This is a genomic window from Candidatus Zixiibacteriota bacterium (assembly GCA_026397505.1).
Classification (GTDB): Bacteria; Zixibacteria; MSB-5A5; order GN15; family PGXB01; genus JAPLUR01.
The window spans coordinates 17,362-37,557 of record JAPLUR010000120.1; the positions used below are offsets into that span (position 1 = coordinate 17,362).

The 20,196-nt window shown below is 47.1% G+C and carries 14 protein-coding genes, 1 tRNA gene and 1 pseudogene; 6 read left to right on the forward strand and 10 right to left on the reverse strand.

Translation table 11 applies throughout. The annotated features are described in order from the left end of the window. The first annotated feature begins 5 nt into the window (after positions 1 to 5). Positions 6 to 638 (forward strand): hypothetical protein, encoded by a 633-nt coding sequence (locus NT002_12415; GenBank protein MCX6830065.1) that lies wholly within the window; start codon positions 6 to 8, stop codon positions 636 to 638. Positions 639 to 641: 3 nt separating this feature from the next. Beyond that, positions 642 to 1,976 (forward strand): (Fe-S)-binding protein, encoded by a 1,335-nt coding sequence (locus NT002_12420; GenBank protein ID MCX6830066.1) that lies wholly within the window; start codon positions 642 to 644, stop codon positions 1,974 to 1,976. Between the two features lie 5 nt (positions 1,977 to 1,981). Here NT002_12420 and NT002_12425 read toward each other — a convergent pair whose 3' ends face one another. Then, positions 1,982 to 3,148 carry an aminotransferase class V-fold PLP-dependent enzyme gene (locus tag NT002_12425; protein ID MCX6830067.1) on the reverse strand — a complete coding sequence of 389 codons (1,167 nt, stop codon included), beginning with the start codon at positions 3,146 to 3,148 and terminating at the stop codon, positions 1,982 to 1,984. Between the two features lie 461 nt (positions 3,149 to 3,609). Here NT002_12425 and NT002_12430 point away from each other — a divergent pair, with 461 nt between their 5' ends. Beyond that, the gene (locus NT002_12430; protein ID MCX6830068.1) at positions 3,610 to 4,428 is read left to right on the forward strand and encodes a dockerin type I repeat-containing protein; all 819 of its coding nucleotides are present in this window, start codon (positions 3,610 to 3,612) and stop codon (positions 4,426 to 4,428) included. A 505-nt stretch (positions 4,429 to 4,933) separates the two neighbouring features. Beyond that, a complete protein-coding gene (locus tag NT002_12435) occupies positions 4,934 to 7,492 on the forward strand; it encodes a T9SS type A sorting domain-containing protein (GenBank protein ID MCX6830069.1) in 2,559 nt (852 codons plus the stop codon). 93 nt (positions 7,493 to 7,585) lie between these two features. Here NT002_12435 and NT002_12440 read toward each other — a convergent pair whose 3' ends face one another. Beyond that, the gene (locus NT002_12440; GenBank protein ID MCX6830070.1) at positions 7,586 to 7,879 is read right to left on the reverse strand and encodes a hypothetical protein; all 294 of its coding nucleotides are present in this window, start codon (positions 7,877 to 7,879) and stop codon (positions 7,586 to 7,588) included. Positions 7,880 to 8,355: 476 nt separating this feature from the next. Continuing rightward, entirely contained in the window at positions 8,356 to 8,748 is a 393-nt protein-coding gene (locus NT002_12445) for a hypothetical protein (protein ID MCX6830071.1), read from the reverse strand. A 368-nt stretch (positions 8,749 to 9,116) separates the two neighbouring features. Between NT002_12445 and NT002_12450 the strand changes: the two are divergent. Continuing rightward, positions 9,117 to 9,260: pseudogene (locus NT002_12450) on the forward strand (4Fe-4S ferredoxin). A 208-nt stretch (positions 9,261 to 9,468) separates the two neighbouring features. Here NT002_12450 and NT002_12455 read toward each other — a convergent pair. The 6 genes from NT002_12455 to mfd form a co-directional block, all read right to left on the reverse strand. Next, positions 9,469 to 10,218, reverse strand: coding sequence for an ATP-binding cassette domain-containing protein (locus NT002_12455; protein MCX6830072.1), 750 nt, complete (start codon positions 10,216 to 10,218; stop codon positions 9,469 to 9,471). 33 nt (positions 10,219 to 10,251) lie between these two features. After that, positions 10,252 to 11,778 (reverse strand): hypothetical protein, encoded by a 1,527-nt coding sequence (locus tag NT002_12460; GenBank protein ID MCX6830073.1) that lies wholly within the window; start codon positions 11,776 to 11,778, stop codon positions 10,252 to 10,254. A 103-nt stretch (positions 11,779 to 11,881) separates the two neighbouring features. Further along, positions 11,882 to 12,886, reverse strand: coding sequence for an ABC transporter substrate-binding protein (locus NT002_12465; GenBank protein MCX6830074.1), 1,005 nt, complete (start codon positions 12,884 to 12,886; stop codon positions 11,882 to 11,884). Further along, entirely contained in the window at positions 12,879 to 13,550 is a 672-nt protein-coding gene (locus tag NT002_12470; GenBank protein ID MCX6830075.1) for an ABC transporter permease subunit, read from the reverse strand. Before NT002_12470 ends, NT002_12465 begins: the two co-directional genes overlap by 8 nt. Before the next feature lie 258 nt (positions 13,551 to 13,808). Next, positions 13,809 to 13,885, reverse strand: a tRNA-Met gene (locus NT002_12475). A 223-nt stretch (positions 13,886 to 14,108) separates the two neighbouring features. After that, the gene (mfd, locus tag NT002_12480) at positions 14,109 to 17,528 is read right to left on the reverse strand and encodes a transcription-repair coupling factor (GenBank protein ID MCX6830076.1); all 3,420 of its coding nucleotides are present in this window, start codon (positions 17,526 to 17,528) and stop codon (positions 14,109 to 14,111) included. Between the two features lie 207 nt (positions 17,529 to 17,735). Between mfd and gatD the strand changes: the two genes are divergently transcribed. Further along, positions 17,736 to 19,121, forward strand: a complete 1,386-nt coding sequence (gene gatD, locus NT002_12485; GenBank protein ID MCX6830077.1) for a Glu-tRNA(Gln) amidotransferase subunit GatD — start codon at positions 17,736 to 17,738, stop codon at positions 19,119 to 19,121. Here gatD and NT002_12490 read toward each other — a convergent pair. Continuing rightward, positions 19,099 to 20,196: ATP-binding protein (locus tag NT002_12490; GenBank protein ID MCX6830078.1), on the reverse strand; the 1,098-nt coding region annotated here is incomplete at its 5' end. The two genes, gatD and NT002_12490, sit on opposite strands and share 23 nt — an antisense overlap.

Sequence of the window (20,196 nt, forward strand, 5' to 3'; positions counted from 1 at the left end):
GCAAGATGCTTCAATCAATACTCCGCGGGGGGGTAATCGTTTCCGCCGCTTTCGCCCTCATCGCGCTTATGATCCTGATAGTTCGGACTTTTTCATTCGGTAAAAAGCCGTACCATTCCCAACCTGCGGGAAAACCATTAAATGGCGTAATTTATGCTTTCGGGCGGGGGATGATGCCATGGGAAAAAGAGAGCGCCGGGAAGCATCTCCCGACCTTTGCGGCCGGAATCATTTATCACCTGGCCATTTTCGCCGCACTTCTTTACTTAATAACATCATTGCTTGAAATGGCCATTCCCGCGACTGTGCTATTGGCCTTGCGGGTCATTCTTTTGGCCGGCCTTCTCTGTGGGTTTGCGCTTCTGCTCAAGAGGATTATTATTCCGTATATGCGGGGAATCAGCTGTTTTGATGATTTCGTGGCCAACATGTTCGTCAATCTCTTTCTCGGGGCTGCTTTAGCAGTAACATTGGCGACTGGGCTTAAATCGCTCTTTTTCATTATGGCGATAACTCTCTTTATCTATATCCCGATGGGCAAAATCCGACATTGTTTTTATTTTTTCTATACCCGGGCATTTTTCGGCATCTTTTTCGGGCGGCGCGGAGTCTTTCCTCATCCCTCGCGGGAGGTTTAGCTTATGACGGATATGACCGACAGGAAAGACCCTCTTGATGCAAGAATCGATGCTATCGGCCCCGAAGAGATTCGGAAAGCTCTGCAGATTCTTTCCGAAAAGATCGACAGCCGGGCGGCGGCCTATCTCAACACCTGTGTGCACTGCGGCCTTTGCGCCGATTCATGCCATTATTACCTGAGTAATGGGGAAATTGAATCGGTTCCGGCCTACAAACTGAATCTGCTGCTGTCGGCTTTCAAACGGTATTTCACTTTTCTGGGCAGGCATGCTCCCTCTCTGGGCGGGGCGAAAGATTTGGACCGGGAAAAACTCCGTGAATGGATTGATTCTCTTTACGGTAGATGCAGTCTTTGCGGCCGTTGCACCATAAACTGCTCGGTCGGCATCGATATTTCCCGCCTTATCCGGATCGGCCGGAGCGTGCTGGCCTCGATTGATCTGGTGCCTCCGGATCTTCAAGCGACCGTCAATACCGCCCTGGAAAAAGGGAATAACATGGGAATTCCCCGGACCGAATGGCTGGAGACAGTGCAATGGCTGGAGGAGGAACTTCAGCAGGAGGTGAGGAATGCTGCTGCACGGCTTCCCATTGATCAGAAGAATGCTCGATATTTATATACGGTCAACCCGCGGGAGCCGAAGTTTTTCCCTCTTTCGCTTGTGGCGACCGCCAAGATATTTTTCGCCGCCCGCGAAAACTGGACTCTGGCTTCCGATTTCTATGATGTCACTAACTATGGTCTTTTCAGCGGCGATGATGCCGCCTCCGGTCTGATTTCCAGTCGTCTTCTGGAAACAATGAAAAGACTTCAGGCGGAGACCCTGGTTTTGGGAGAATGCGGGCACGGCTTCAATTCTAACCGCTGGGAGGCCCCCGAATGGCTGGCATCAAAGCAGGACATCCCAACCATAAGCATCTTACAGGTTATCGCCGATTATATCCATCAGGGGAAAATCAAACTTGATCCAACCCGCAACCGGAAGACTGTCACCCTGCACGACCCCTGCAACCTGGTGAGAATGGGCGGCGTAATCGAGGAGCAGCGTTTTATCCTGAAACACGCTGTCGCCAATTTCGTTGAGATGTACCCCAATCGGGAGAAAAATTTCTGCTGTGGCGGCGGCGGCGGACAGCTTTCCATGAGCCGCTATGCATCGCGAAGGTTAAAGGCGGGGGGGATAAAAGCAGAGCAGATCAAGAAGACCGGCGCCAGGATAGTCGTTGCCCCCTGTCACAATTGTATTGATCAGTTGAGCGAATTGAATAAAGAATACAAGCTCGGAGTGGAGATCAAAACCCTTTCCGAGATTGTGGCCGCTGCCCTGGTAATTTAAAGCGATTACCGTTTCTTCCGGCTTTCGGCGATTTCCCTGACCGCCTTAATGGCGGCCCTGATATCATCCTCAGCATTAAACGGGCCGATTCCAAATCGAACCGAGCCATGAATCTTATCGGTGCCCAATTGCTCATGCACCAGCGGGGCGCAATGGAGCCCCGTGCGGCTGGCGATATTGTAGTCGACATCGAGCATGGTACCGGTATCGGCCGCCTCCAGTCCATCGATATTGAAAGCGAGCACGCCGATATGGTCGTTTAAATCTTCCTGACAGTATAGTATGACCCCCGGTATGCTTTTCAGGCCGTCGCGAAGCATAATGAGCAATCGTGACTCCAGCTCGTGAATGTTGTGCATTCCCCTTTTTTCAATCCAATCCACTCCGGCTTTCAGGCCGGAAATGCCCGAGAGGTTGGCGGTGCCATATTCAAGGCGATAGGGATACTCCTCCAGATGCGTACGAATCGCCGAGCGCACGCCGGTGCCGCCGGCGCGGGTATGGCTGATTTCCACTCCATCGCAGACATACAGTCCTCCAATACCCGTCGGTCCCATGAGCGACTTATGCCCAGTGAAAGCGACCACATCAATATTCATTGCCTGAACGTCAATCGGGATTTTTCCAGCCGTCTGTGAGGCATCGATAAGGAATGGAATCCCTTTTTGGCGGCAGATGGCCCCGATTTCCCCGACCGGCTGAACTGTGCCGATCACATTCGAAGCATGGTTGACTGCCACCAAGCGGGTATTTTTCTTGATCTTCTTGGCGATATCCTCCGGATGGACAAACCCTTTGCTGTCAAACGGGATATAATCTAACTCGACTCTGCTGTCCCTATAGAGATGATAGAGCGGCCGCAACACCGAATTATGCTCGATATTGGTTGTGATAGCGTGATCCCCTTCCTTAAGCAGTCCGAAAATGGCCAGATTCAGCGCATCCGTGGCGTTATAGGAAAAAATGAGTCGGTTGGGGTCAGTACCGTTAAAAAATCTGGTGAGAAGTTTTCGGGTATCCTCCACAAGTCCGCCGGCCACGATGCAGAGGTCATAGCCGGAGCGTCCGGGGTTGACTCCATAGTTGCGGTAAGAGTAATCCATCATTTGGTAGACTTCTTCCGGTTTTGGGAATGTTGTCGCGCCGTTGTCGAGATAAACTAATTTGTCCATTTTATACTCTGCTTTTCTTTTCAAAATTTTGCCTATTATAACGCCCACCGCCTTAGAAGTCAACAGGTTGGGACCGAATTCCAGAGGGCAATATTTGCGGCTGTATTGACGGTAAGGCGCAGGTTCTACTGGTGAGTAAGAAGGCGACATCCACGAGCGGAGAAATGATCTTTAAATTGACCCGATTAACGGGGTCATATTTGTCCGCAATACCGTAATTTGGGCTTGACAAAAGGTTGTGCAATCAATATGTTGTTTTCAGAAACCGTTATCTGACAAGGCGTTCTTCGTATATTTGGTATCATTGATCTATGAGGTCAGAGAGTAGTGCCGCGCCAAGAATAGACCGTTTATAGTGACTATAAATCATGAAGACGAAACTTGTGAATTGGTTGAATTTCATCGAGCAGTCTCAGATGGTTTTCGTCGGTGAAGGAAAAACTGAAAATCTGGAGGTTGCTATGAGTCGGAAACCAATTGCAATCTGCACAATTCTGATATTGACGCTCATCTTTATGGCGGGTGCGATTCCGGTCGGCGCCGTATGCGGCGATGTCGATGGAAATGGGAATATTAATATTCAGGATATCGGTCACCTTATCAGATATGTCTATAAGGCAGGGCCGCCGCCGCCCAATCCGCAGGATGCCGATATCGATGGCTCGGGCGCAGTAAACATTCTTGATATAACAAGATTGCTGAACTTCCTTTATCGCGGAGGTCCTCAGCCTACCTGCGCGCCTCCTCCATTCGATTTTCCCAATACGCCCGGCTCATGGTGGAAATACTATCGCTATAATTATCTGAATGGAAAACTTGATTCATTTTTGGTAACGGCCAATGAATCGGGTGATTTCGTTTATGGTTTTGACAGCGGGACAGAGACTCAGGATATTCGGATAGTGGGTAATCAGGTTTACGCGGGACCGATTTCGGTTTGGAATTGGTGCATGGATGTCCCCTATACTTTTCCGCTGGTCGTCGGCGCAAAATGGGGGAATAGCGGCATGTGCCTGCCAAATAGTTGGGAATTTTTTGCAGATTTCGATGTAACCGGGAAGGAAATAGCAACTGTTCCCGCGGGGGTATTCTCCGAAAGTCATCTTATTTCCAGTACCTGGGCGGTGGATGAAAGTGGACCCTCGGGATTTCGAAATGAGTGGTTTGTACCAGGAGTCGGGACGGTCAAACTTGAATTGAAAAACCGCCTGTTGGGACCACCGGACACCTGGTTCTGTAATCAGATTTGGTTTTTGGCTGGTTATTATATAGCCCCATGAGTGAACCGATTCTTGTCGGGGAGATTATTATGGAAATCCTGACATGATCCGGGCCGGAATTTCTCGAATCTGATATAGATCACTTCATTCAAAATGCAAAGGTCGCTGCCTCGGAGCGGCACGGGATAACCCCACAGTTGCGGTAAGCATAATCAATCATATTGCAGACTTCTTCCGATTTCGGGAAGGTTTTCGCCCTGTTATCGAGATAAATCAATTTGTCCGTTTTATTCTCTGTCATTTATTAAGAGCATTCCCATTCTAACGTCAACGCGTTAGATGTCATCAGGTTGGGGGGGGTGTTCTTGATATAAGGGCGCACGCACAACCGCGAGAAACCGAATTCTGAAATTCGTATACGGAAAGAGACACCGCTCTTTGATCTATGAAAGAATGGGAAATTGCTGTGAAATAGAAAATATTCTGTAAGAATAAGGCCAACTGACAAATCATATATTTGAACTGAACCCTTATTTAACCTTTTTAGCTTACGGGAGGATCATTTATGTGCAAAGTAAAAAGCATCGTTCTTCTTGCAGCCGTTCTTATAGTGCTTCCGGCATTTGCACTGGCACAGGCGCAAATCATGTGGCCGGATGATGTTACCGATCTCATAATCAAAGCCGCCTATGTCAAGGGAACGGCCAAATGCAACCTATTTTATAAATACACTCTTGATTACAAAGAAGCCAATGGCCAAACCTATTTTCCCATATTGACTTCGTATATTCCGGTGACAAGTGGTTATCTCGGCAAATGGATCACCGCTGCATTAGCTCCGGGTGACTATGATCTCCGCCTGCAGGTGTATCATACGCTATCACCCAACCCGGCAATTACCAGCATCAAACGGGTCAATGTAACGCCTAACGGAAAAATCGGTGCCAGCTTTTTCAACCTTAGCGGGCAGTATTCGGCCATTGCCAATTACTGCGATTATGACAACGACGCCCAGTGGGAAATTATTTATGCAACTGGCAGCGGAATAGATGTCATTAATGCTGATGGGTCCCAGAGCGTCATAGACCAGTATGGCCATTATTATTTGCCGGTGGCGATCGGAAATCTCAATGCAGGGGATCGAATTGATGACATATTGGCCGTGAAAGATGTTGACGGTGAAAACAATGATGCCGTAATTGGATATGGGAAAGACGGAATGATGTTCGCAATTTCTCTGGGGACGGATATCGAAAGGAATTGGGAATATGAGCGCACCTATGCTTATCCGATGCTGAAGGATGTAAATGGAGACAATATTGACGAAATATTCATCAAGGAAAATGGCGCACGACCTCGCGTCATCGATTGCCGACTGCCGTCCGGGGTGTTTCATGAAGAGGAGGCTCATGCCTTCATTCCCGCCGACCTCAACCACGATGGGGTCTATCGCATGTACGTTTCCTATGGAAATCAACTCAAGTCTTACAACAGCAACTGGGGCAGTCCTATAAGTCACAGTTTCACCGATCCGAATCATCAGCCCGACAATTTCAACACCTGGGCAAGATTTCTGTCGGCTTATGATATTGATGATGATAATGATGATGAACTGATCTTTCTTGCTCCATGCACGGACAACAACTACCATATCTGGGCATTTAACGAGGATGTGAATGGCTTTTTGAGCCCTGTATCATCATGGCCACGTAACACATACATATCGAACAGCAAATTCCCCGCGCCTCCGGTCATCGCCGATATTGGCAAAGATGGCGACCTTGAATATATGATCAGTTTCTGGGGTTGGGAGAATAATTACGGCTACATTTATGCCTGGCATATTGAAAACGGCAATCCCTACAAGGGTACGGAACAATCACCGATCTTTGCGCAGACAATATTCCCTTCAGGGATTACGCAGCCAATTTTGGTCGATATTAACAATGATTTGAGTACGGAGGTTGTAGTCAGCGGATGCGGCCTTGTCGCCAATCCCGGTCAGAGGCTTATCGCATGGGATAAGAACGGCAACTGGTTGCCGGAATATACCATGGAGCTTGGGATCGGTGGTACTGATGATTACATGTTTACCCCTTTTATCAACGATTTCGACCAGAACGGTTATATCGATCTGGTTCTGCCTCTCTGGGAAGGCAAACTCTTCGTGAGAGGTTTCGCAAATGCGGTGCATGATATTTCCGCAACGCCGGCTGCGATGTATCGTTATGTCCGCAATTTTGACTCTCATGGTCCATCGTATGATCAGAGTAACAATTATATATGCGGTGATGTGAATGACGACAGTTATATTAACAAAGCCGACATCAATTATCTTATCGCCTATATATTCCAGGGCGGTCCTCCACCAGTGCATCCCGGATCAGGTGATGTGAACTGCGATGGATATGTCAACGTCGGGGATATGGTCTATATCGTAAATTACCTTATTAAAGGCGGTCCGGCCCCCTGCGATTGTGAGGGAGGCGTACTCAAAGATGGTACGGCGGCGATAAGTTTGCGCGTAACACCCATTGATGGGTATTCTACATTATGTCTCAACTCCACGATTGACCTTGCGGCATTGGAACTCACATTTGATAAGGAACTCGCCAAGAATCCAATCAGTTATATGTCCAAAGATATAAAGTTGTTGCGCACCTCTGTCGGGAATGGCGAGAGAATTACTTATGTCGACCTCGACGGCGGGACACATATTGGAATAGGAGAATATAATATCATTCGCATTGACGGGGTATCATCCTTGGAATCTGCCTCGGCTTTCGATGTGCACGGTAAGATGTATTCGGTGAGAGTTACGGAATGCGGGAAAGCAATGTTGCCGACGGAATTCGCCTTTGATCAAAATTACCCTAATCCTTTCAATCCGAGTACTATATTCTCATTTTCACTGCCGGTTGAATCTGAGGTCAATTTGACAATATATAACATCCTTGGTCAAGAGATTGCCACTATAATCAATAAGGTAATGCCTGCCGGCGAGCACCGCGTTACCTGGGAGGGTAAGGATATCAATGGTAACTCGGTTGGAAGCGGAGTATACTTATCCAAATTTAAGGCAGGAGATTTCCAAAGTGTGAGAAAAATCTCACTGTTGAAATAGATGGTGAATGCCAATCCTGCATTCGGGAGTGCTGGCAAATTGCCACACTCCCGAAGGATTGTTGCATGGCACAAATGCTTATTGCACCCCTGCTTATTCGCCCGGATCGACAGGTATGACATCGATACAGTCAATACAGTAGTGATGAATCGGGCCGCAGTCATAATATTTCCCAGTCGCCGGGTCATACAGGTACCCCATCCATATGGTCTTGAGGACGCCAATATGTCCATGGGGGTTACAGGAGCCGCAGTCGCCAAGGGTTGCGCGCTGATTGTAAACATCGCAGTATATGGCGACAGCAGGTTCGGCGAAAAGTCCGGCCACGCCGATCCCAATAACGACCGCCAGCCCGAGAGTTTCATCCCAGAGAATGGATGTTCTCACTGTTTAACACCTCCTCTCTTTTTTGTCTGGCCATATTCCCGGCCAGTTTATCACAAATATCTTCCTGCAATTCTGGATTTCATTCTCTCTTTGACGGAATTGAAAATCTCCAGAGCACTCCGGCGACAATAAGCCTAAACGCTATTGCAATCGGTATGACAAGGCCGCGCCATGATTGTTTTACGGCCGGCATTATGGATTCTCCGCGTAGTCGCATCACGCGGCGAGTGATATGTTAAGTATCTTGTCTGACGACACCAGGGAAGTAGTTCCTTTGGTCAAGGTGTCGCGCCACTGATTGAAGTATAATCTTCAATCCGGGAAACTGTCAATTGAGAAATTGAGAAGTGAATATCTCTATGGATACTATCCGGGTCGTCAGCCTCGTCGCTTAATTATTCGAAGAAAAGCAGGATGGGCAAAAATGGCTTTTGAAAACAAACTGTCCGCTGTGGCGGAGAGTCTATTTACCTCGGCTATTTCGGTGTTGCGATTTTATTTTGCGGTATTCCCTCGAATTGCTCCACCTGCTTGGTTACACAGCGACAGAAGCCATGAAATATCGCACAAATACCGCCCATGAGCGAAAAAATACCCCAGAAAAGAGGGCGGCCGAAAATATGTGCCATCCTTGGCTCGGAATGAGGCAGAAGCAGAATCCCCCATGTAATCAAATAAGCGCCGACCACAATACAGGTATGGCCAAAGACCAGCGTTGCCACTCTACCCCGGTTGATGGCCAGAAATAGGAGAGAGGCGCCAATCAGAAGCGGCACAATTCCGGCAATGCTTAAGGAACCGACGATCCCGAGAACTCCCAGGACTATCAACACCATACCCAGCGCCGCCGTTATTCTGCTTGGTTTCATATTGAAAATCCTTCCTATAATGAATAGTAAAATCCGACTAAATTCATGCCCACAGAATAATACCCGGCTTATTCTCAAACAAATATTTTATCCGCCTTCATGCAGATTTTCTGATTTCGAGCGACCGTGTCACGCATTCTGTCATGACTACGGCAGGACTCATAAGTAAGTTTCATTTCTCCCTGTTGTCAAGTCACAGAAGGCTTTGCAATCGGTGAAATATGTCCTCAATGAAATAACTTGCGCCGGAAAGGGATCCATTCTAAATTACCCGTGGTATTGCACCGGCTGATCCGGCGTAATTTAAAAGGCAGAAGGAGAATATATGGGACATTTGGTCGGCAAAGATATGTACCGGGAACTGGCCGGGTCTGGTCCTGGATGTCTGGATAAACGGCGAATATCGATATATGCTCTCCCCCATGGTAGTGGGGATATTCGAATTCACCATGATGCGAACCGGCGACAATCTTAACACCAAAGAATGGGCCCGGCTGTTTCAGGATTATTTGCAAATGCTATCCTCTTACCAGACAGCGTGAAGGCCAGGACAACATTAAACACTTAAGGACAATAGTAGCAACAAGATACGCCGATCCCATTTGCCCCTCGCCTGCCTGCCGAAGGCATGGTTGCCTCTGATTATTGCCTGTTTTGGCCAATTGTGTTAGAAAAATGTTAGAAAGGAGTGTGTGTTAAAATGGATGAAAATCACAATGATTAAATAATCCAGCCGAGGCTCTCTTGAATTTTTTTCACTTCTGACCCTTGATACCATTTCCCATCTCGATTTTTCCTTGGAGTATTTATAATAATCTCGTTTTCTCCAAATGGCATGTCACCTGATAACACAATAACTCTATCTGCGGCCATCATTATTTCATATGGTTGATGAGTACTTCCAATTACACCTAGTTCTTGATTATCAACTTTGTTAAAGATTTCTCTCATGATGTTCTTGCGCCGATTAAAATCGATACTATGAAATGCTTCATCTAGAAGTAACAAATTTGGATTTATTGATAATGCGCGAATTAACACTGTTCTATTCAGCATTCCTCCTGAAAGCTCAAATGGTTTTTTCTCTAAATCTATCTTAGTAAGTTCAGCGATATTCGCCAAACGATATATCTCCTCTTCGGATACAGTAACATTTCTATAGAATGCTTCGCGTTGAATATTCTTTCTAATATTAAGCCAGGGCAACAGGGTTACTCGTTGCATAACATATGATAAAAATCTTCCTCCAATTGGACTCTCTTTAAGAGTTACTACTCCTGTAGAAGGTCTTAGAAAACCTGCTATGATATTTAAGATAGTAGTTTTGCCACACCCACTTGGACCAAATAAATAACAAATTTCGCCCTTTTTAACTTTTAAATCCTCGACGAATATCTCAAACCCACCAGATGTTTTGGGATACCCAAACCTTATGCCTTCAAGATTAACCAGTAAGTCATTCTCAATCATAACTATTTTTTCTTTTACCGACTATAATAAGAATCAGGCTCTCTTTATAACGTATATAATTTCATCATTTCGCAAAACACCGTTATCACTGCTGGTATCAATTAATTCCCTTGCGAAACCTTTCGCCGTTTCATTATTCTGTATGATAGCAATCGCGGCTGCTAATGTGTTTTTTCGTTCTTCATGAGATTGCTCTATTTGGAAACCCTGTGCACTCCATTTTGTAATTTGGGGAATTTTGACATTTGTAACCTCTTCCAATCTGTATTTCTCCAATTCTTCGTTCATATGATTGATCCAATTATAAGCTGATTCTCTCTCTAACCTAAAATCTAGATTAAAGAAAAAAGAATTGCTGGCATAGCTCCGTATAACCAGAATTGGTGATTCTGCTGGTTTCCATTTAATCCGAAGGATCGGGATCCACTTGAAAGGTATCCGCCTCAATATCCAAATGATAACGCTTCCCAATTTGCCGTAAAAACCTTTTTCTGAAAAGGAAGACAGAACCTTTTTTCTTAAGTGATTCGTATACAACACGTTTGAAGCATACACAATGTCATACTTTCTAATATTCCAAAAAAAGAATTTTGTCCATTTTGCCTCTGCCAATTTTACAAGTTCACTTCTTTCCCGCATAACATAAAATTGCTTCCATCTTTTTGCGGCATCATGCATTTCAATACGTACGTCCTTCATATCCGCAAAGATCAAAAACTCGCGTATTCTTCTTCCGTTTCCGCATCCAAAGTCCAGTATTTTTAATTCCTTCTTGTTTTTGAAAACATCCGCAACCTGATCTATCTTGGCGAGCGGAACTCCATCAAGTTCTGTGCAATCCAAATAGTTTTGATAGTGCTTAGGATAATGCTTTCGATAGCCTATTTTCTTAACAGTAAATATGATAAACCACCCTATAACTGCTGTTGCCACGGCAATGTCTTTTGCATGAATGTTTTCATAAATTCCATATATATCACGAATAAATGGTATCTCTATAGGATGGTAAAAGCTTAATACTAATATAAAAATGGCACAGAAGTCAAAAAACATCCAATAATTATGGTATCCATTTAGACTACTTTTTTTTGATGAGTAGTCATAAATTAACCAACATACATATACAACAAGGAATAATATTGTTTCTGCGATTTCAATAAAGCTAACGGAACCGTTATTAACCAGAATGCGGGTAATGCCAAACATATAACACACACAAAGAGCTAATAATATACCAAATGTGAAACGATATTCCTTTCTAAAAGGTTTTGATAAACCAAATTGATAAACAACGATTAGTAGATATAAACCGTGTATTACTACTAGAATCGTTGCTATCTTTTGTCGATAACGATTTACATTAAGACTTTGATAGGAAAGATTTATCCACATCTGAAATTTTTTATCTCTTAAATCGTCGGCAAAACGAATATCTATTGTTCCGTAACCATCCCTAAATGATGAGGTGAAAGCATATCCTCTATCAGCGTCTTTATCAAAGATTCCAGAATCTTGGTAAACATACTTTGCCTGAACTGCCTCATATTGACGTACTGCCATAATGCATGCGGTCGCAATCATCAAAAGGAAGACAATTATGATTTTGTACCAATACATATTATTTCATAAATATTCGCATCAGATTCATCCTAGATGTCTGATCCTATCTGCATTTAGCCGCCAATGCATCATACCTATAATAACTCTTTGCCAATTGCCGATTCCGTTCTGATATATCCTGCTTCCATAGGTCAATGTTTTCCAGATTGGCTTTGCTTTCGGCATTCAGTCTTGTAATTTTATCAATTCCATAAATTATCCTATCTTCATTCAAACTCGGTTCAATTCCCGCTAGTACTTTTGCAGCATCTATTTTTGAAGCCGCACCTTTTTCATATCCCTCCATTGTAGCTTTAGCAAAATGAAACATTTCACATTCGGTGAGATAATCCTCGGATGTGGAATCAATTGGCGCAAAGGCCAGTACTAACCCATAGCTATAAAGCGGTATATTAAGATTTGAATACAATATAGAAACATAATCCTTACCTTTTGCCTGCAAGTCGACGCCATGATTTGTAATATAACCGAGTATGGCATCCACCTTGCCGGCAACTAAAAACTCCGCTCCACCCCATCCGACGGGCACTTCAGAAATTTCGCTTTTATCAATATTCGCATTCCGCAATGCAGTTAAATATTGAGTGTATGTTATGCTTTCAACGTTTACTCCTATTTTTTTTCCTTTTAGGTCATCTAGACTTCTAACAGGTTTATTTGCTAGGCTTAAAATGGCAAATGGATTAAATTTTAAGAGTGGCACACAAAGTGAATACTTCCGTCCTTGCGCGACCTGCGTCAGAATATTATCCGATGTTGTTGTTCCGACCTTGACAGCGCCAAGGCTTATTTCTCCTGCCACAATTGGAGCACCTTTGCCATAAATGATTTCAACGTCAAATCCGGCTTCTTTATAGAACCCTTTTTCCTTAGCATAAAATATTCCAAAGTATGTTGGCTCAGGTGTCCAATCAATTTTCAGGATGATATGCTTTCGAGTTTTTATTATTGATTCGCCCGAACATGAAACCAGAAGACATAACCCCACTGAATAACACAGAAAAGTGCTAATTAGTATTAATACTGAACCTAAACCTTTCTTACTCATAAATAGACCTCCTTTGAGCTAGATTGACTTCCAATATACTCAAGAGCCAATATACTACTATCCCTTGAGCTGCAAGTAAGCCTGTACATATGTATATTGTTGGTATATCAAAATTTGACTGCGCAACTAATAGTACATACCCCATTCCTTTATCTGGAGAAATAAACTCAGCTACAACAGCTCCTAAGCTTGCAAGAGTGAAACCTACCTTTGAAGAAGCAGCCAACTGAGGTAGGGAATATGGGAATTTGATATCGAGTATTACCTGCCATTTCGTTGCTCCGCATATGCTGGCATAGTTTATTAGTCTCTGAGGAACGGTTTGAAGACTCTCTGAATAAGATGCAAACATAGGAAAAAATGATATCAATGTTGCCACAATAAATTTGGGGAGATAACCGGAGCCAAACAGAACTATAAATAGTGGTGCTATTGCTTGCAGGGGAAAAGATTGACTGACACTTATCAGGGGTGCTAACGGTTTCCTTAATAACGGAAACCTGGCCAAGAAGAATGATATCGCTAAAGTGAACATTAGAGCAAATATTGCGGCGGCAAGAGCCACAAGGAAGGTCGAGCTCCAATGATACAGAAAATAGTCATGCCTTTCAATGATCAGTTTGATTACTTCTTTTGGCGATGGGAAAAGCTGAAAAATATTCATTTCGACTACCCGACAATCCACTGGAAATTTTGAATTAAATTTAGGCAGTAGCATGGAAAAAGTCAACACTTAATTTCGCCAAATGGACTGGACCAATAAATGGTGGAAGGTCATCTTCATGGTATCATAGAGTCTTCAGTATCGGTCCAAGGTGGCAGCCAGTCTCCCCTTTGCCGGACAGCGCCGGGGTCTCCTCAGCTTGCCGCAGGTTAGCCAAGCATGGGCAATAAAAAAGCCCCATTTGGGGCTTGGGATTTTTGGTAGCGGGGGCGGGATTTGAACCCGCGGCCTTCGGGTTATGAGCCCGACGAGCTACCGGACTGCTCCACCCCGCGATCAGATGTCAAATATAGAAACCGAATCCGCATTGTCAAGATATTGTTGAAACTATTTGCAGAATTATGATTTAACTGGGAGAGCCCGACGAGCTACTCCCGACCTTCGGTCGGGACTCCACCCCGGGCGCAAGAAGTCCGAATCATCAATGCCCGCCCCTTTGTCAAGTTATTGAATTATAATTTTTTATCAGCCGCCCCAAACCCCTGCTAATTAACCAACTTAGACCCGATTCAAAACGGCGCGAAGATACCCCAGCCGCTTATTCAGTTGAATCTGCGAAATATCAATCTTTATTACCGGCACACTCGTCAGGGCAAATTCCAGCGGCTGTTCCACCGCCTTGCGCCAGGACTCAATCTCTTTTCGCTGGAATTTCTTGTGCTCTTTAAAAAGCAATTCCACCCGGCCACTTTTCATCCGCACTTTTTCAATTTCGTTGGCCCAAGCCGAAATCCGCACCGCCGCCGCCTCAAACAGATTGGCCGCCGGCTCCGGGAGCTTGCCGAAACGATCCTCAACATCCTCGCGGATATTCTCGATCTCCTGAAGCGTTCGGGCGCCGGCAATCTTCTGGTAAATCTCTACTTTCTGCTGTCTAATATTTATAAAGTAGTCGGGAATAACCAATTCGATATCGCTTTCCAGTTTGGTATCAGGCGCGCCGACAACTTTCTCGCCCTTTAATTCCGCAATTGCTTCCTCCAATAGCTTAGTATAAAGGTCAAATCCGACTTCCTCGATAAAGCCGGATTGCTGCGCCCCGAGAATATTCCCCGCCCCGCGGATCTCCAGATCCTTCATGGCCAGGGCAAAACCGCTTCCCAAATCGGCGTGCGCCTCGATAGCGCGAAGCCGTTTGCGGGCATCATCAGTCAGAAGGCGATAGGGGGGAGTCAGCAAATAAGCATGGGCCCGAACAGCCGAACGCCCCACCCGCCCGCGAAGCTGGTATAGCTGCGCCAGGCCAAACCGGTCGGCCCGGTTTATCAGGATTGTGTTGACCGAGGGGATATCCAGCCCCGATTCAATTATCGAGGTGGAAAGAAGAACTTGAAATCTTCCGGCCAGAAAGGCCAGCATGATTCCCTCAAGCGAGCGCTCGTGCATCTGCCCGTGCGCCACTCCGATTTCCACCTGTGGGACAATCTTCTTCAAGTAACGGTAAATCGCTTCAATACTCTCCACCCGGTTGTGCACGAAGAACACCTGCCCACCGCGGTCGATCTCACGCAGAATTGACTCGGCAATTATCTCCGGCTCAAATTCGCAGATTTCGGTCATGATTGGAAGACGATCTTTCGGCGAAGTGTTAATCAGCGACATATCACGCGCGCCCATGAGCGACATCTGAAGTGTCCGCGGTATCGGTGTGGCGGTCATGGCGATCGTGTCAACCGTTGTGCGGAGTTTCCGCAGTTCCTCTTTATGCTTCACCCCGAACCGCTGCTCCTCATCGATTACCAGAAGCCCCAGGTCGGCGAATTTCACATCTTTGGACAGAAGGCGATGGGTTCCGATGACGATATCGACAGTTCCCTTAGCCAATTGCTCGACAATCGCCGCCTGCTCCTTGCGGTTGCGAAACCGGGAAAGCATTTCGATTTTAACCGGAAAATCCGTTAACCTTTGGGTGAAAGTAGTCAGGTGCTGCTGGGCCAAAATGGTCGTGGGAACCAATACGACCACCTGCTTGCCCGCCTCCACCGCCTTGAATGCCGCCCGCACCGCCACCTCGGTCTTGCCATATCCCACATCGCCGCAGATAAGGCGATCCATCGGTGTTGCCCTCTCCATATCGTTTTTGATATCCGCTATCGCTTTCAACTGGTCGGGCGTTTCATCATAGATAAAAGAGGCTTCCAACTGCTTCATCCAGGTGGTATCGGGACCGAATGCAAAACCGGCTCGGGTTTTTCTCTCCGCATAAATCTTAATCAGGTCGGCGGCCATATCGGCAATCGCTTTCTTGGTGCGCGCTTTAACCTTCTCCCAACCGGTGCCGCCCAGTGCCGACAACTTCGGGGCGGCATCTTTCCCGGCATATTTGCCCACCCGGTTGAATTCCTCGATCGGGACATACAGCTTATCGCTTTCGGCATAAACCAGCAGAAGACAATCCCGCTCGCGGCCATCGACATTAATAGTCTTCAATCCGCTGTACCGTGCGATACCAAAATCGGCATGAACCACAAAGTCGCCCTCAGACAGACTCGTGTAATTCTGTATGGCTACGCCTTCCTTGAATTTCTTCTTGCGGGTGCGGCGGAAATATCGTCCGAAAATCTGGTGGTCGGTCAGGATCGCCAGATGGTTTTCGCGGGAAACAAATCCCCCTTTGAGAAGCGCCACCTCGATCGGCAGGGGTATGGGAGCGCTAATCTTCTCGGCCAGAAGTTCACCCAGACGGGTTGCTTGGCCGGTGTTGTCGGCGGCGATGAGGAAATTTATGTTGTCGTTGATATAACTATTGATAGTTGTGCCGAGAAGATCCAGCCGCGAGCCGATTGCGGGATGATCGTGGCATTGAAAATCGATTATATCCTCGCGGCCACCTCTGAATGGAACGACATCGATTCGCAATGAGGTGTCAACCTTTTCCCAGACTCTTTCCCGACCGATATAGTAATCATCGACTGACGGGGGATTATCCATCCTGTCGCAAATTCGTTCATAATGACGCCGGGCCTCTCTGAAAGTATCGTCAATCGCTCCTTTGAGGTTGGCGATGCCATCCAAAAAGAATAGGACCTCCCCGGAGATAAAATCGGTCAGGTTTCCCGGCTCAAGGCCAAAGGAAATTGCCAGCCACTCCAGCCCGGGGAGCTCCGGGTCGTTCAGGTAGCGGGCGCGAACCAGGTCGCCGTCTTTTTGCGGCAGTTGCTCAATAAATTGCTCAATACTCATGGTTGTAATCGGCACCTCGCGGCGGGGGAGAAGGATGACCTCCTCGAGTCGGCCGGTAGTTCTCTGAGTCGCCACATCGAAATGCCGGATCGTGTCGACCGTATCGCCGAAAAATTCCACTCGCACCGGGAAATCGAAGCCGGGGGAGAAGAAATCAATCAGGCCGCCGCGCTGGGCAAAATCGCCGACCTCTTCCACCATGGTCACTTTCTGAAAACCGAGCATCACCAGTTTCTCGCTCAGAAAATCAATATCAGTCTCCTCACCGGTTCGAATCTGCAAGCAGCCCTTTTCAAAATCCGACCTCGAAATGGTCGGCTCGATAACCGCCGGAATAGAGGTCACCAGAATTTTGATTTCATTATTAATGAGACCCGAAAGAGCCGCCAGCCTCTGGCCGACAATTTCGGCCGCCGGCGAACGGAATTCATAGGGCGGCGTCATCCGGGATGGGAAATGGGCAACATCCTTCTCATTCATCAGGAAAGAGAGGTCATCAAAAAGATTGTTGGCTTCGTCCGTGCCGGTCATGATAGCGATTATCGGCCGGGCGGAATTCTCGGCCAGATTGGCCAGAAGAATCCCCTGTGACGACCCGGCGAGTCCGGTAACCGTCACTGGCGAGGGTGAAGGCACCTCTATTGCATCCGTAAGCTTCCGAAAGGGGAGAGAGGCGCGGAAACGGTTGATAACGGTATCTAGGAGGTTTCTTTTTCTATCAACTACAATGTTCATACAAAGACAATCTTTCCAAGCACAAAAGCCCCACCCGAAATTCGGGAGGGGTGTCTGCAGTTCTAATATCGGGTGGAAATTTAGCAAATTGAGGCTCAAAGCGCAATTGCTTTGTCAAATTTGTCGCCTGAAACGGCATCTTTACTTGACTTCCGGACGCTTTTCTCCTTTTCTTGAGAAATAATTTTTGTGTATGAAGAGAAATTTATGACTGACGCTGCATTTAAAGGTTACAAGGGAAAGGCCCGCGAGGTTCTTCAGGCGCTTGGCGGGCGGGTTTGGGCTAATGTTGTCCTGAAAACCAACGAGGGGGACTTTGAGGGGGTCATCCTGCCCCGGTCAGAGACCGCCGATGGCGACCATATCGTTCTGAAGATTAAGTCCGGTTATAATATCGGCATTCGCGCCGACCGTATCAACGAAATTACGGAAACCAGTTATAAAGAAGCAATCTACAAAATTCCCGAGAAAGAGTTCCCGGTCAGCCCGGATAAGCCGAGCGTGACCCTTTTGGGAACGGGCGGGACTATTGCCTCGCGGCTGGACTACCGCACCGGCGCCGTGATTCCGGCCTTTACCCCCGGTGAGCTTTATGGCGCCGTCCCGGAACTGGCCGATATCTGCAATCTGGAGACTCTGAAACTCTTTGGCGTTTTTTCCGAAAACATGGGGCCGATGCAATGGATCACCCTGGCCGAGGAAATCGGCCGCCAGATAGAGAAAGGGGTGCATGGGATCGTTATCGGTCACGGTACCGACACCATGCATCATACCTCGGCTATTCTCTCCTTCATGGTGCAAAACAGTCCCGTACCGATTGTCATGGTCGGCTCGCAACGCTCCTCCGACAGGCCCTCATCCGATGCCGCTTTCAACCTCCGCTGTGCCGCTTTTACCGCCGGACATTCCGATATTGCCGAAATCATGGTCTGCATGTTTGGCCCGACCTCCGATGAATATAATCTTCTTCACCGCGGCACCCGGGTGCGCAAGATGCATTCTTCCTATCGCTCCACTTTCCGCACCATCGGCGATGTTCCCATTGCCATGGTTACTCCCAGCCAGGTAACGCCGATCAAGGCCGATTATAAGCGGCGCCGGGACGACCGTCAGGTCAATGTCAATGCGGCCTTTGAAGAGATGGTTTCCATAGTCTACTATTATCCCAATATGCGCCCCGACATTATCGAATCGCTTATCGACAACGGCTACAAGGGCATTATTATCGCCGGAACCGGTTTGGGGCATGTCAATAAACGGCTTTATCCGGCGCTCAAAAAAGCGTATGACAAAGGCATCACCGTCTTTATGACCGTTCAAACCCTCTGGGGTTATGTGCAGATGTATGTCTATGATACCGGGCGCGACATGATGGAACTGGGCGTCGTGCCGGCGGGGAATATGCTTCCGGAGGTGGCCTATGTCAAACTCGGCTGGGTTCTGGCCCAGACCACCGACCCGGAGAAAGTCAAAGAAATGATGCTTGCCCCTATCGCCGGTGAAATAACCGAACGTGAACCTTTTGATGGTTATTTGATATTACAGGGAGGAATACCGGAGGTCGAGAAATTTATCGGGCAGTACCATCGCTGACCGGGGAACCGGGCTGCGCCTGCATCCTGCAATTATCGGCGGAGATCTCTTTGCTTTTTCCCGATAACAATTCGTGCAATGCTTTGCTGAGTTGCTGAACCTTGTACGGTTTGGGAACGAATCCCTTGAATCCATATTTCCAGTATTCGGCCATGATCGGGTCGTTCGAATAGCCGCTCGAAACAATCGCCTTTACTTCGGGATCGATTTGAGTCAGTCCGGCAATCGTCTCTTTCCCGCCCATGCCGCCGGGAATGGTTAAATCAATAATGACTGCATCAAAGGGCCGGCCGGATTCCATGGCCTGTCGATATAATTCAATTGCCTTATTCCCATCGCAGGCGGTCTCGATACTGTAACCGAGATTGGAAAGCGCCATGCCCGCTACCAAACGTATTGTCTCATCATCATCCATAATAAGGATTTTTCCGCTTCCCGGGATAGCCGCTTCCTCGCTTTTCCTCTGTGTCGATAGCTTTTTTCCCGATGCCGGTAGATAGACATGAAACGTGGTTCCAACCCCGACTTCCGATTCCACTTCGATATGTCCCTCGTGCCGCTTTATGATGGAATAGGTTGTGGCCAGCCCCAGGCCGCTCCCTTTTTGCTTGGTAGTAAAGAAGGGGTCGAATATTTTCCTGATATATGGCTCCGGAATGCCGATGCCCTGATCTGAAACCGTGATTTTTATATAATTCCCGCATTTTACTGGGAGGCAATCCTCCTGCTTAATAACCATGTTTTCGGCCGATATTTCGATCGCGCCTCCCTGCGGCATGGCCTGGTCGGCATTGATGATCAGGTTGTTTATCACCTGGCTAATTTGTCCCTCATCGATTTCCACCGGCTGGAGGTTGTCGGGGAGATCGAATTTGCATTTGACATTAGACCCGCGCAAAGCAAACTCCGCCGTCTCTTTGACAATATCATTGATAGAAGCTGTCCGTCTGACCGGCGCACCACCCTTCGAGAAAGTCAGCAGTTGCTGAGTCAATTCCTGCGCCCGCATGGAGGCTCGCTCGGCTTCGGTCAGGCGCTTACAGAGTTCATTGTTTTCTTCCAGGTTCATTTTAAC

Coding starts and splice junctions, on each gene's coding strand:
- NT002_12420 (MCX6830066.1), top strand. CDS start 642: ATGACGGATATGACCGACAGGAAAGACCCTCTTGATGCAAGAATCGAT.
- NT002_12445 (MCX6830071.1), bottom strand. CDS start 8,748: ATGAAACCAAGCAGAATAACGGCGGCGCTGGGTATGGTGTTGATAGTC.
- NT002_12455 (MCX6830072.1), bottom strand. CDS start 10,218: ATGATTGAGAATGACTTACTGGTTAATCTTGAAGGCATAAGGTTTGGG.
- NT002_12435 (MCX6830069.1), top strand. CDS start 4,934: ATGTGCAAAGTAAAAAGCATCGTTCTTCTTGCAGCCGTTCTTATAGTG.
- NT002_12465 (MCX6830074.1), bottom strand. CDS start 12,886: ATGAGTAAGAAAGGTTTAGGTTCAGTATTAATACTAATTAGCACTTTT.
- NT002_12460 (MCX6830073.1), bottom strand. CDS start 11,778: ATGGCAGTACGTCAATATGAGGCAGTTCAGGCAAAGTATGTTTACCAA.
- mfd (MCX6830076.1), bottom strand. CDS start 17,528: ATGAACATTGTAGTTGATAGAAAAAGAAACCTCCTAGATACCGTTATC.
- NT002_12470 (MCX6830075.1), bottom strand. CDS start 13,550: ATGAATATTTTTCAGCTTTTCCCATCGCCAAAAGAAGTAATCAAACTG.
- NT002_12425 (MCX6830067.1), bottom strand. CDS start 3,148: ATGGACAAATTAGTTTATCTCGACAACGGCGCGACAACATTCCCAAAA.
- NT002_12415 (MCX6830065.1), top strand. CDS start 6: ATGCTTCAATCAATACTCCGCGGGGGGGTAATCGTTTCCGCCGCTTTC.
- gatD (MCX6830077.1), top strand. CDS start 17,736: ATGACTGACGCTGCATTTAAAGGTTACAAGGGAAAGGCCCGCGAGGTT.
- NT002_12430 (MCX6830068.1), top strand. CDS start 3,610: ATGAGTCGGAAACCAATTGCAATCTGCACAATTCTGATATTGACGCTC.